Source organism: Synechococcus sp. MIT S9451, from assembly GCF_047304725.1.
In the GTDB taxonomy this organism is placed as follows: Bacteria; Cyanobacteriota; Cyanobacteriia; order PCC-6307; family Cyanobiaceae; genus Synechococcus_C.
In genome coordinates this window covers 2408813-2421994 of the sequence record NZ_CP138971.1, presented here as the reverse complement: position 1 = coordinate 2421994, position 13182 = coordinate 2408813, and the positions used below count along the sequence as shown (strand labels likewise).

Genomic DNA, 13182 nt, shown 5'->3' with positions numbered 1-13182 from the left:
AGAAGGCTCCGTTGAACGGCAGAACAACGATCGACCTTAAAGGACTCATGCCGCCGCCAGAGGGTTCAGACGCTGCAGCATGGTCTCGGCCATCTTGACTGGTGCGAAGGTTCTGCCAAGCATCGATCCCAGGGCGCGCAGATCACTGGTACTGAGGCGATCGTCCTTAATCAGGGTGAGCAGGAGGCGCCGGCGCAGATCGCTGCCATCTTTGCCAAGCAGCAGTTTGAGTCCCGCCCCAGCGACTGGGATGAGCTCTAGCCCAGGTGAGGTTCCACTGTCGCCAACCACCTGAAGCAGGCTCTCCAAGCGTTCGATCCGCAGTTGGCCCTGTTGATCGAAGATCACCTCCAGGAGCTTCTCTCGCATTTCTCGGGTGTCTCCCGCTAAGAGCCGCTTGGCCACATAGGGATAGGCCACTGCAATGATCCTGAAGTCAGGGTCCAGCCGCAGGGCAAGACCCTCCTGGCTCACGACGGCACGGATGATGAGGGCGAAGCGAGCTGGCACCCGGAAGGGGTAGTCGTACATCAGCTCTGAGAAGCGGTCGGTGATCGCCTTGAAGTTGAACGAACCGACGGAATCACCAAGGCTGCCGCCTAAAACCTCCTCAAGCGCCGGCACAATCGGTGCGAGGTCGGCATGGGGCAGAAGGAATCCCAGTTGTTGGAAGTCTCGGGCAAGGGCTTCAAATTCTCTGTTGATCAGATGCACGACAGCCCCGGTGAGCGTGAGCCTGTCGGTATCGCTGATGGAGTCCATCATTCCGAAATCCACATAGGCCACGTGGCCTAGTTCGCCGGTCCGACCGCTGAGTGCGAACAGATTGCCGGGGTGGGGATCGGCATGGAAATAGCCGAACTCCAGCAACTGCTGCAGTCCACTAATCACGCCAGTGCGGATCAGAGCACTTGGGTCCAGGCGTTGAGCACGTAGTTCCTGGCGATCGCGCAGTTTGGTGCCGTGAATCCAGCTTGTGGTCAGCACCCGTCGTGAGGTGAGCATCCTCTCCACCCGCGGGATCGTTACTGCAGGGTTGTCGGCAAACAGACCAGCGAATCGCTCGGCATTGGCTGCTTCACGTTCGTAGTCGATCTCCTCGAAAAGACTGCGACCAAATTCATCGATAATCTCCCCGAGCCCAAAGCCGAGGTTGAGCGGCAGGAAGGGGGCAGTGAGGACGGCGAGACTGCGGATTAGCACCATGTCGCGCCGAAGGATGAAGGCGAGATTCGGTCGTTGGACCTTCACAGCTACCCAGTGCTGGCCGTGGAGTCGAGCCCGGTACACCTGGCCAAGACTGGCTGCGGCCATGGGCTGATCAGGGAACTGTTCGAACAGTTGCTCCACAGGAGCGCCGAGTTCCTCCTGAATGGTGGCAAGCGCCACGGCATGGTCGAAGGCGGGCAGATCGTCCTGCAGGCGGGTGAGTTCCTCCAGCCAGTCCCTCCGGATCAGATCCGGTCGAGTCGAGAGAGCCTGCCCGACCTTGATGAAGCATGGCCCCAGGTTGGTCAGGGTGCGCAGCAGCGTTCGCGCCAGTTTTCGCTGCACTTCAGGATCTTTGCTGTTCCCTCGGATCAGCAGGCTCAGCATCAGCCCAAGCAATGCCCAGATGATGTGCAGAATCCTGGGGAGTGCAACCCAGGGCCTGAACAGCAGCCATCGACTGTCGCGTCCGGGTTGGTAGCGCAGTGAAGCACTCTGCTGGTCGGCGCTGCCTGCCATGCCGTTGGGGAGTGAAGGCCACGAATCTAGGCAGCAGTTGAGAAGCACTGGTCGTGCTGATCAATGATGGAACGAACCGGCGAACCGGCTTTGGATACGCCTTTGATGCCGCTGTTGCGTCCACGCCGGGGGTTGTTGCGTCCAGGTCGGGGACGGTGGCTGCATTTGCCCGCCCACGGAGGTGGGCCTGGATTGCCTGCTGCGATGCGGCGTTTGCTCTCTGGTCGCCCTGGCGTTTGGGATTTGCCTGAGCTTCCCGCAATTGGTGGTCCTTTATTAGAGAACGGCGCCGTAGCCGCCAGCCAGCACGCGGCGGCGGCGGCTTACGGCGTTGACAGGTGTTGGTATGGAGTGAACGGCGCCACTGGCATGCTCCAGGCCGCGGTGTTGGCGATGGCCCAGCCTGGTCAGGCGCTTTTGATGCCACGCAACAGTCATCGCAGCTTGATCCAGGCGTGCGCTCTGGGGGGCATCACCCCGGTGTTGTTTGACCTGCCATTCCTTGTCGATCGCGGTCATGTGGCCGCTGTCGATGCCGTTTGGCTGGAACGTGTGCTCGCTGTCGTCGAGGCCGAAGGGCACCAGGTTTCCGGTGCCGTTCTGGTGCAACCCACTTATCACGGCTATGCCGTCGATCCCGGCCCGCTGGTGGCTCTTCTCCATCAACGTCAGTTGCCGGTGTTGGTGGATGAAGCGCACGGAGCCCATTTCCTGCCCGGGATTGACCCGCACCTTCCTGGTTCTGCCGTCCACGCTGGCGCTGATCTGGTGGTGCATTCCCTGCACAAATCCTCGACTGGCCTCGGTCAGACGGCCGTGCTCTGGCATCAGGGCGGACGCATCCCAATCGAGGCCCTGCAGCGCAGCCTCAGTTGGTTGCAGACCACCAGCCCTAGTGCTTTGTTGCTGGCCTCCTGTGAAGCGGCTCTTGCTGATTGGCAGACCCTGGATGGACGTCGACGGTTGAAGCATTTGCTCCATCAGGCCAGAGGCCTGCACGCGCGCCTGCGTCAGCAGCAGCTTCCTCTGCTCGCCACCACAGATCCCCTGAGGCTGATCTGGCATACCGGCGCTGCAGGCATCAGTGGCCTTGACGCTGACGCCTGGTTGATGCCGAGAGGGCTGGTGGCGGAGTTGCCGGAACCAGGCTGCCTCACCTTCTGTCTCGGGATGACCACCCGGCCCCGCCTTGCAGCTGAGATGCTGCGTCAATGGCGCGCATTGAAGGCCTCGCAGCCTTTTGAGAAAGCCCTGCCTCCTTTCACACCGCCACCCTTACCCCTGGTGGCGTCACCTCACATGGCCTGCGGCAAAGCCTGGTGTGCTCCTTGTCAGCAGCTTCCTTGGGCTGATGCTGTGGGCGCGATCGCTGCTGAGATGGTTTGCCCTTATCCCCCGGGCATTCCTCTGCTTGTTCCGGGCGAGCGGCTTGATGTGTCCCGCGTGAACTGGATCGAGCAGCAGCGTCGCTTTTGGCCGGATCAGATCAGCAGTAGGGTAAGGATTGTGGCCTGAAGGTCAGGCGATGCAGAGCGTTTCCCGGCAGCGCCTGGTCAGCGGTCTTGCAGCCGGCCTGTTCGGATTGGTGGTTGTAGGCCTTGGCGGCTGGTGGTTCACCGTGGCCCTTGGCGTGATCGTGCATCTTGGCTTGCTGGAATTCTTCCGCATGGCTCAGTGCACGGGCATTCGGCCTGCCACCAAAACCACTTTGGTGGCCTGTCAGCTGCTGCTGATCAGCACCCAGTGGGATCTCACCGGCGGCCTGCCCTCCCATCTGGCGTCAGCCGTGCTGCCGCTATCAGGCGCTGCGATCTGCGGTTGGTTGTTGTTGCAGCCGGTCACCGGTTCGATTGCCGACATCGCGGCATCGATCTTCGGCCTGTTCTATCTGGGATACCTGCCCAGTCACTGGCTTCGTTTGCGTCAGCTCGGTAGCCCTGAGCTCCTTCCTCATGGTCCTGCCTGGTTGTCAGCCGGTCTTGTCATCACCCTGATGGCCTGCTTGATGATCGTTGCTAGCGACATCGGGTCCTATTTGATCGGTCGGCGCTTTGGTCGGCTGCCCCTGTCTCCGATTTCGCCTGGCAAAACAGTGGAAGGAGCTCTTGGCGGGATGCTGGCAGCAGTGGCTGTGGGCATCACCTTTGCCCTCTGGATGCACTGGCCATGGGCTGTCTTCTCCGGTGGCTTGCTTGGTGCGCTTGTGGCGTTGTTCGCCCTAGTGGGTGATCTCACTGAGTCGATGATGAAACGAGATGCTGGGCTGAAGGATTCAGGCGATGCTCTACCGGGTCATGGCGGCATCCTTGATCGGATCGATAGCTATCTGTTCACGCCCGCCGTGGTGTACTACGCGGTCACGTTGTTGTTACCGCAGTTGCCTTACGGATAAGGCCATGTTCAGGGTGTGACGGTGGCCCCGCCATTGAGGTGAAGCTGGCCTGCTTTGAGATCTGCCGCTTCGATCGTGATCTTTTGATCCATCGGCAGTAGCACCTCTCCTTCCGCCTCAATCCTGCAGATGCGCACTGTGCCGTTGGCGGCATCGAGCCGAAAGCGCTTGCTCACCACTTCCCCCGCATTGCTAACCGGGGCGGTGAGCACCAGGATGTCATTGTCGATCTCCAGGCCGCCCAGGGTGGAGAGCCCCATTAACTGCTCCGCGAGCCAGTCCCCAAGCCAGCGCCAGCGTTCGGTGAGCAAGGCACGGTTGAGATCAACGCCGCGCATGGTCACGGCACCCGTCAGCTGAAAATCGTGTTTCAGTTGGAGGATTTGACCGGGTTGGGCGGGGTTGAGGTTGAGGCTCAGTGGTCCGCTCCGTAGTTCAGCGTGATGGATCGGAAGCCCCTGAAAGGTCACCAGACGCCCTTCCAGTTCTACGCCGTTCAACTTGCCCTTCAGCAGCTGAAGAGCGGACCCGTTGAGCAACAGATTGAGATCCCCGACCTCGTCACACTGGCTGCGGATCCATAGGTTCAGGCCATTGGCCAGAAACTGCAGGATGGGCCCTGAGCTGGAAGCCTTTTCGCTCATGCTGACTGTTCCATCACGTTCCAGCGCTGGGCCACCAATTCAGCTTGATCGAGATGGGGCAGATGTCCACAGGCTGCAACCTCTTCAAGCCGTGTCCCCAGCAGCTCTTGCGCCGCCTGCTTTTGTGGTGCTCTCAAGATGCGATCCTGCTGGCCCCAGAGCACATGCAGCGGCTGGGAAGGTAGCGGCTGACCACAACCGGCGAAGCCACCACTACGGGCGAATGCCGCTAAGGAACGCCCCCAGCCGGGCACCTGGAGGTGAAGGGAAGCGATCTGCACTTCCGGAGCGCCAACACTGCTGGCGGGGTCGGCGAAGGCCTGACGGCATAGCCCCTTACGGACTCCCTGGCGGCCAAGGAACCACACTCCGAGTTGATCAAGACCAGGTGGCAATGGCCTTGGTGTTCCGTCTAGGCCTGCAGGAGAGAGCAGGAGCAATCGGCCAATCCGCTCAGGATGGCGTCGCGCCAGTTCCATCGCGACTGCTCCTCCCATCGAGGCGCCGATGATGCCGATCGGGTCACTGCTGGGAAGCTTTTCGAGCAGATGGCCCAGATGGTCGAGCACCTCTTCTGGTCCAACGGCTGCGTGGTCGTGCCTCGGGCAGAAGCCAAAGCCATAGAGATCGGGAATGATCAGGCTGTAGCGATCGCGCAGCAGGGGCACCAGACGCCGGAATTCAAGATGGCTGCTGTCAAATCCATGCAGGAGCAGAACCGGCATGCCGCTGCCGAGTCGCACCACTGGATACTGATCGGGGATCGGACCTCTTAGCTCCCACCACTCCAAACCGTCCAGCAGTGCTCGAGCCTGGGGATCTAGCAATGTGGTGGCGGCGTCTTTGAGAAGCTGCCGGTTGCTCAAGCCTGACTCTCCATTGGCTGACGATGCGTGTCGTGGGCTTCAGTTTCCATGCTCACCAAGGCCTCGAGCAAGTCGCTGTCGCTGACAGTGAAGGGCAGGTGGTGGAGGTCCGATCCGGGTCGGCAGGCAAAGCAACAGGCCGCTTGCAGTTGGTCCAGACCAGCCTTGCCGAGCCCGAGATCCTTCAGAGTGACCGGAAGCTGAAGCGTTTGGAGGAGCGGCAGCAACTGTCTTCGCGCTTGGGCTGCGAGTTGATTACCGCCCAAGCGTTCCTCCAGACGAAGTTGCACCAGGATTCCGAAGCCCACCTTTTCGCCGTGGAGCACGCCATGACAGGCCATCAGTTGGGTGAGACCGTTATGGACAGCGTGGGCAGCAACCGTGCGGCATTGGGCTCCACCTAGACCGCCGATCAGACCAGCGGTGAGGGCGCAGGCTTCGGCGACACGGACCCATGCCTCACTTCCAGGGTTCTTGAGGGCGTCCTCGGCATCCAGTAGCAGCTGATCGCGCAGCACTCTGGCCATCTGTACCGCCTGTTGGATCATGCCGTCACTGCTGGACCCACTGCTAACAGAGGCCTCATACCACTTGGCCAGGGCATCGGCGACCCCGCTAGCAAGGGTTCGGCTCGGGGCCTGTCGCACCAGGTTGTGGTCAAAAATGAGTAGATCCGGGCAGCGATGAAGGCTGACATCGCCGCGGAAGGCTCCCTCTCTGGAATAGAGATTGGCAAGGGCGGTCCAACCGGCACAGGTGGCAGCGCTCAGCGGCACGGTGATACAGACGATGCCGAGGCGATCGGCCAGAAGCTTGCCGGCGTCGAGAACTTTGCCTCCTCCTGCTGCGATCACCGCGTCGCAGCGATTGATCGTGAGCTGCTCCTGAAGCTGCTTCAGATCCTCTTCGCAGCAGTCGTGTTCGAGGGTCAACTCGACCGGCTCAAGCCCCTGCGAGCGCAAATCAAGATTGAGTTCTTGGCGCAGATGTTGTGTGGCTTGACTGCGACCGAGCAGGGCCGGATGCTTGCAGAGATCAGAAATCAGCGGCAAACCTTCCTGCCAGGCGGATTGTCCGCGGATCACCTGGGCAGGAGCGATGGCCTGCATGGAGCAGGCTGATGGTTGGAGCTGCATCGTTGGCTCAGAGGCCGGCGCTGGCCAGTTCAGGGGTGACTGGTGTTGCTGCATTGCGGTGACGCACGACCACCTTCTTGTCGGCATCGACATCGACTTCGACGCAGTCTCCATCCTTGATGCGTCCAGAAAGCACCTCTTCGGCAAGGCTGTCTTCCAGAAGGCGCATCACAGCACGGCGTAGGGGACGGGCTCCATAGGCGGGGTTGAAGCCCTCCTCAACGAGACGTTCCTTGAAGGCGTCGGACACCGTGAGCGTGATGCCTTTTTCGCCAATGCGTGAGAACACCTCCCGCAGCATAATTTCGGCGATCTGCTTCACCTCTTCACGGTTGAGCTGACGGAAGACGATGATCTCGTCGAGACGGTTGAGGAATTCGGGACGGAAGTACTGCTTGAGTTCTTCATTCACCAGTGAGCGGATGCGGTTGTACTGGTTCTCTTCGGCGTTTTCACCTGAGAACTCGAAGCCAAGACCGCCGCCGCCTTTCTCAATCACTTTCGAACCGATGTTCGACGTCATGATCACAAGCGTGTTCTTGAAATCGACTGTGCGGCCTTTGGAATCGGTCAGTCGGCCGTCTTCCAGAAGCTGCAGCAGCAGGTTGAACACGTCAGGATGGGCTTTCTCGATTTCATCGAAGAGAACAACGGTGTAAGGCCGGCGACGCACGGCCTCAGTGAGTTGTCCACCTTCGTTGAATCCGACGTAGCCAGGAGGGGATCCAATCAGCTTGCTAACGGTGTGGCGCTCCATGAATTCGGACATGTCGAGGCGGATCATTGCCTCCTCGCTGCCAAAGAAGTAGGTGGCCAGCGCCTTGGTGAGTTCAGTTTTTCCGACCCCCGTGGGTCCGGAGAAAATGAAACTTGCAATGGGGCGATTGGGATTTTTGAGGCCTACCCGGGCCCGACGGATCGCTTTCGACACCGCTTTGACGGCTTCGTCTTGGCCGATCAGACGCTTGTGGAGTGTGTCCTCCATGTTGAGCAGCTTCACCGATTCACTTTCGGTGAGTTTCTGCACAGGGACACCGGTCCAGGACGCCACGATTTGGGCAATATCCTCCTCATCCACCACTGGGGTGGTCAGTTCCGTTGCCTGAGCTTCAGTGCTGTCGACCGGGGCGAGTGGCTCTGCCGTCACAACACCAGTCGTGCTCGCTGAGGTCTCTACGGCTGTGCCAGAGGGTTCGCCTTCACTGCTGACGTTCTCCGCTGCATCGCGGTTGGTTTGCAGCAGGCTGCGGATCTGTTCGCGCAGTTCAACTTCCTTATCTCTCAGTTCACCGGCACGGGTGAAATCCTGTTCACGCACCGCTTGTTCTTTGTCCTTTTGCACAGCGCGGAGTTCCTTGTCCACCTCTTTGGCTGCGGGGGGCAGCTTGGAATTGAGCAGGCGTACACGGCTTCCAGCTTCATCGATCAAGTCGATGGCCTTGTCGGGAAGGAAACGGTCGGAGATGTACCGGTCGCCCAACGTGGCGGCTGCCTCCAGGGCTTCATCTGTGATCTTCAGACGGTGATGTTGTTCATATCGCTCCCGCAGGCCGCGCAAGATCTCGATCGTGTCTTCGATCGAAGGCTCTCCCACATTCACAGGCTGGAAGCGTCGTTCCAGGGCAGCATCCCGTTCAATGTGCTTGCGGTATTCATCCAGTGTGGTGGCACCGATGCATTGCAGTTCACCTCGGGCCAGAGCCGGTTTGAGGATGTTGGCAGCATCGATCGCCCCCTCGGCGGCACCGGCGCCAATCAGGGTGTGAACCTCATCGATCACCAGGATCACGTTCCCGGCAGACTTGATCTCCTCCATGATCTTTTTGAGACGCTCTTCGAACTCGCCGCGATATTTGGTGCCGGCCACCAGCAAGCCAATATCGAGAGTGAGAACACGTTTCTCTTCAAGAATGTCAGGAATGTCGCCCTGTTGAATCCGTTGGGCTAATCCTTCTGCGATGGCTGTCTTGCCTACGCCGGGCTCGCCAATCAACACAGGATTGTTTTTGGTGCGACGGCCCAGGATTTGAATCACCCGGTCAATTTCATTCTGACGACCAACGACAGGGTCAAGCTTGCCCTCTCCAGCTAATTGGGTGAGGTTGCTGCCGAATTCATCAAGAGTTGGAGTTTTTGTCGAACCTTTACTGCCACTGCTGCCCGTCCCAGCACCCACTTCGGCGGTTTCGCCGAGCATGCGGATGACCTGAGTGCGCACCTTGGCGAGGTCGACACCAAGATTTTCGAGCACCCTTGCCGCGACACCCTCACCTTCTCGAATCAGGCCAAGCAGCAGATGCTCGGTACCGATGTAGTTGTGGCCCAGCTGACGTGCTTCTTCGAGTGACAGCTCAAGGACCCGCTTCGCTCTGGGTGTGAAGGGGATCTCAACGGCCACAAAGCCGGAACCGCGACCGATGATTTTCTCGACTTCGACCCGGGCATCCTTGAGATTGACGCCCATTGACTTGAGCACCTTGGCGGCAACACCAGTGCCTTCACCAATCAGGCCGAGCAGAATTTGCTCTGTTCCAACAAAATTGTGCCCCAGGCGGCGGGCCTCCTCTTGGGCCAGCATGATCACCTTGATGGCCTTCTCGGTAAACCGCTCGAACATCGTCCAGGCCGGAAGTAGATAGAACTAACTTATCAGGACCGGAGCAGGATTGTGGCAAATGGCTTCGCTTGACCACATCCCTTGCTGGTAGCGGGGTTGGCTCAGGCAAAAGTATTAATCAAGCCATTCAAATTGACGGCGATTTCTATCGCTCAGGCCGGTTATCCGCACCGAAAATCAGCGGTCACTTGCCGCGTGCCTTTCAGGTCAGACTTCTCCACTGAATCAGGGCATCACGTCCGTCGCTGTAGTAGCCGCGACGGCTTCCGCAGCTCAAGAAGCCGCAGCGTTGATAAAGCGCCAGAGCTGCCAAGTTGCAGCTGGCGACCTCCAGCGTTGCACTGACTGCACCGGCCCTGCGTGCCTGATCAAGCAAAGCACTGAGAACAGTTCTTCCCAACCCACGTTTGCGTTGGCTGGGTGTCACGGCCAAGGCGGTGATCTGTAGTTCATCCACCACCAGCCAACCGCAGGCGAGGGCCGCTAGCCGCCCCCCTGCCCGGATGCCGAGACAGAGGCGATCACTGGATTCCAGTTCACGTTGCCACTGGCGTTCTGTCCACAGTCCATCCAGGGCCTCGCTATCGAGCAGTAGGCAAGCCTCCAGATCCTCAGGCCCCAACGCAAAGGGTGCAGCGTTCAACTCCATAGACATGGCGCGGCGTCCAGCTCGTTGTGGGATTGATCGCGTCGCTTCCTACATTGACCTTCAAGCCTGCCCATGTCTGAGCTCCATGCCCCAACCTTTCGAGTCCGGCTGTGATCCGCTCAGTCCAAATCGCAACCTGGCCCCGGTGACTGCCAGGATTGATGACCAGGGCTGCATGACGGTGGGTGGCTGTCGCCTCAGCGACCTGGCTCAGCGGTATGGAACACCTCTGTATGTGCTTGATGAAGAGGGGATTCGGGCCGCGTGTTGCGCGTATCGCACCGCCCTTGAACGTCATTACCCTGGCCCATCCTTGGCTGTGTATGCATCCAAAGCCAACAGCTCCTTGGCGATGACGGCAATCGCTGCTTCGGAGGGCCTTGGGCTGGATGCTGTCTCTGCCGGCGAGCTGCTTACCGCCCTTCAGGGGGGCATGCCCGCTGAGCGGATCGTGCTGCACGGCAATAACAAATCCGATGACGAACTTCTGCTGGCCTACCGGAGCGGAGTCACGATCGTGGCGGACAACCAGCACGATCTCGACCGATTGGAGGCGCTGATCCCGGCTGGTTCCCCCCCCGCGCAGCTGATGCTGCGTTTCACTCCAGGGATCGAATGCCATACCCACGAGTACATCCGAACCGGGCATCTCGATAGCAAGTTCGGCTTTGATCCGGATCAGCTTGAGCCAGTGCTGCGTCGGCTCAAGACCTGTGCCTGGGCATGCGTCACCGGTTTGCATGCCCACATCGGCTCTCAGATTTTTGAGTTGAATCCCCATCGTGATCTTGCGGCAGTGATGGCGGATGCCCTGCAGCTTGCTCTTGAGCTGGGTCATCCCATTCGAGACCTCAATGTCGGCGGTGGACTGGGCATCCGTTATGTGCAGTCAGACGACCCCCCGACGATTGATGCCTGGATTCAGGTTGTGGCTGAGGCTGTGGTGAAGGCCTGCCGTGAGCGTGACCTTGCCCTACCCCGTCTCCTCTGTGAGCCGGGTCGATCGTTGGTGGCGAGCTCAGGTGTCACCCTCTACAAGCTCGGCTCTCGTAAGGAGGTGCCGGGAGTACGCACCTACATCTCCGTAGATGGCGGCATGAGCGACAACCCTAGGCCGATCACGTATCAGTCTCTCTATACAGCCTTCCTGGCGGATCGCCCCCAGGCGGAGGCCACCGAATCAATCACCCTGGCCGGCAAGCATTGTGAATCTGGCGACGTGTTGCTCAAAGATTTGCCCCTCCCCCCCAGCGTCAGTGGCGACGTGCTTGTGGTGCTGGCCACCGGCGCCTACAACGCTTCGATGAGCTCCAACTACAACCGTATTCCCCGTCCTGCTGCAGTGCTCGTCCATGACGGCATCGCCGATGTGATTCAGCGAAGGGAATCGTCGGAGGATCTTTTGCGCTACGACAATCTGCCCACTCGCCTCAATCCGAGGGTGTCGGTAGGCTAAGAGCACCATCGGGGTGAAGGAGTGAGCTGGCCGGATTGGTTTGACCCGCGCCTGCTTGATGTTCTTCTTGCTTCTGCCCTCGGCTTTCTGCTCTTCTCTCGCATCAGTGAGCAGCGTTCGCTTTGGTTGTTGCGCGGCTACCTCCTGCTGGTGGCCTTGGCTTGGGTGTTCAAAGGGGTGCTTCTCGTCTCTGATACCCCTCTCCTCCCCCTCACCGCAGCCCTGATCGAGGCCTTGGTCCTGGCTTGTTCACTGTCCCTGGCGATTCTCTGGCAAGGGGAACTACGCCGGCTGATGGAGCTGTTGGGCACGTGGCGTCTGGATGTCCTTCTCGCCAATCCCGCCAGCAAATTGCGGGTGAAGGCCGGCACTGTCGTCCAGCTCACCGACGCGGCTGGTCGCCTCTCCCAGAGCCGGCGCGGAGCTTTAATCGTTGTGGATCTTGGCAGTGATCTGCGTCCGGAAGATTTCCTCAATCCAGGCGTGACGATTGATGCGCAACTCAGTAGTGAACTGATCCTCAATCTGTTCGCATCCGATACCCCTCTCCACGATGGTGCTGTGGTGGTGAAGGGAAACCGGATTGTGGCCGCCGGTGTGATCCTGCCTCTGTCTCGGCAGGGCCATAGTCGCTATGGCACGCGTCATTTGGCCGCACTCGGAATCACCGAGCGATTCGATCGATGCATCTGTGTTGTCGTGTCTGAGGAGACCGGAACCCTCTCTTTGGCCAATCATGGTCGGTTGGAACGACCGATCACAAGTAGCCGTCTCCAGGGGTTGCTCACCGAGTTGATGGGCGTCACACCAGCGGTGTCAGCACCCACCGCTGCTTCATCTGGGGCATCTGGGCGTAGCGTGTCCGTTGCCAATCAGGACATCGTTTCGTGAGCCGTCGTCTGGCTTCTGCTTCTAACGATTCGATCGGCAAGGTTTGTCCGGCTGAGCTCGACCCCACCTGTCTGCCTGCCCATGTCGCGGTGATCATGGATGGCAATGGGCGCTGGGCCCAAGCCCGTGGGCTCCCCAGGGTGATGGGACACCGTGCCGGAGTTGAGGCGCTGAAGTCGACATTGCGTCTTTGCAGCGACTGGGGGGTTAAGGCCCTGACCGCCTATGCCTTTTCCACTGAGAACTGGTCTCGCCCTGGAGATGAAGTCAATTTCCTGATGACGTTGTTTGAGCGTGTGCTCCAGCGGGAACTGCAGGGCCTCGAAGCAGAACAGGTGCGGATTCGCTTTCTCGGTGACCTTCAAGCGCTTCCCGAGAAGCTGCAAGACCTGATTGCTGACGCCACCGCACGCACGGCAGCTAACACCGGCATTCACTTCAATGTCTGCACCAATTACGGCGGTCGGCGCGAACTGGTTTTGGCCGCTCAGGCCTTGGCTTCTCGGGCAGCACGCGGGGAATTAGATCCAGCCACGATCGACGAGAACACTCTGGCTGCTGAGTTGTACACCGCAGGAGAGCAGGACCCAGACCTCTTAATCCGAACCAGTGGTGAACGACGCATCAGCAATTTCTTGCTCTGGCAGCTGGCCTATGCCGAAATTCACGTCACTGACGTTTTCTGGCCTGATTTCAACCGGGATGCTCTGATGGCGGCCTTAGTGGATTACCAGGGTCGCAAGCGTCGTTTCGGAGGCCTTGAAGCACTAAGGGCCGACGCTCTGGGATCCTGAACAACAGCA

11 protein-coding genes are annotated in these 13182 nt (G+C 59.7%); 5 read left to right on the top strand and 6 right to left on the bottom strand.

The window, feature by feature from the left end; translation table 11 throughout:
- Positions 1–45: 45 nt before the first annotated feature.
- A complete protein-coding gene (locus SIB72_RS12585) occupies positions 46–1728 on the bottom strand; it encodes an ABC1 kinase family protein (RefSeq protein ID WP_413744080.1) in 1683 nt (560 codons plus the stop codon).
- A gap of 105 nt (positions 1729–1833) precedes the next feature.
- Here SIB72_RS12585 and SIB72_RS12580 point away from each other — a divergent pair, with 105 nt between their 5' ends.
- Positions 1834–3243 (top strand): lysine decarboxylase, encoded by a 1410-nt coding sequence (locus SIB72_RS12580; protein WP_413745128.1) that lies wholly within the window; start codon positions 1834–1836, stop codon positions 3241–3243.
- A 10-nt stretch (positions 3244–3253) separates the two neighbouring features.
- Positions 3254–4120: a phosphatidate cytidylyltransferase gene (locus SIB72_RS12575; protein WP_115119742.1), complete on the top strand. Its 867-nt coding sequence runs from the start codon at positions 3254–3256 to the stop codon at positions 4118–4120.
- An 8-nt stretch (positions 4121–4128) separates the two neighbouring features.
- Here the strand turns inward: SIB72_RS12575 and SIB72_RS12570 are convergent, their stop codons facing one another.
- The 5 genes from SIB72_RS12570 to SIB72_RS12550 form a co-directional block, all read right to left on the bottom strand.
- Positions 4129–4764, bottom strand: a complete 636-nt coding sequence (locus SIB72_RS12570) for a DUF2993 domain-containing protein (RefSeq protein ID WP_115119704.1) — start codon at positions 4762–4764, stop codon at positions 4129–4131.
- Complete coding sequence (locus SIB72_RS12565; protein ID WP_413744079.1) at positions 4761–5630, bottom strand: alpha/beta fold hydrolase; 870 nt, start codon at positions 5628–5630, stop codon at positions 4761–4763. The genes SIB72_RS12570 and SIB72_RS12565 overlap by 4 nt, the downstream gene beginning before the upstream one ends.
- Entirely contained in the window at positions 5627–6766 is a 1140-nt protein-coding gene (locus tag SIB72_RS12560; RefSeq protein ID WP_115119700.1) for an iron-containing alcohol dehydrogenase, read from the bottom strand. The genes SIB72_RS12565 and SIB72_RS12560 overlap by 4 nt, the downstream gene beginning before the upstream one ends.
- Before the next feature lie 7 nt (positions 6767–6773).
- Entirely contained in the window at positions 6774–9383 is a 2610-nt protein-coding gene (locus SIB72_RS12555) for an ATP-dependent Clp protease ATP-binding subunit (protein ID WP_115119698.1), read from the bottom strand.
- Between the two features lie 202 nt (positions 9384–9585).
- Positions 9586–10038 carry a GNAT family N-acetyltransferase gene (locus tag SIB72_RS12550; protein ID WP_413744078.1) on the bottom strand — a complete coding sequence of 151 codons (453 nt, stop codon included), beginning with the start codon at positions 10036–10038 and terminating at the stop codon, positions 9586–9588.
- 79 nt (positions 10039–10117) lie between these two features.
- On the opposite strand from SIB72_RS12550, the gene lysA reads away from it, so the two are divergent.
- From lysA to SIB72_RS12535, 3 genes are read left to right on the top strand one after another with little or no spacing between them, the layout of a single operon-like run.
- Complete coding sequence (lysA, locus tag SIB72_RS12545; RefSeq protein WP_413744077.1) at positions 10118–11488, top strand: diaminopimelate decarboxylase; 1371 nt, start codon at positions 10118–10120, stop codon at positions 11486–11488.
- A gap of 21 nt (positions 11489–11509) precedes the next feature.
- A complete protein-coding gene (gene cdaA, locus SIB72_RS12540; RefSeq protein ID WP_413744076.1) occupies positions 11510–12379 on the top strand; it encodes a diadenylate cyclase CdaA in 870 nt (289 codons plus the stop codon).
- Positions 12376–13173 carry an isoprenyl transferase gene (locus SIB72_RS12535; protein WP_115119692.1) on the top strand — a complete coding sequence of 266 codons (798 nt, stop codon included), beginning with the start codon at positions 12376–12378 and terminating at the stop codon, positions 13171–13173. The genes cdaA and SIB72_RS12535 overlap by 4 nt, the downstream gene beginning before the upstream one ends.
- The last annotated feature ends 9 nt before the right edge of the window (positions 13174–13182 follow it).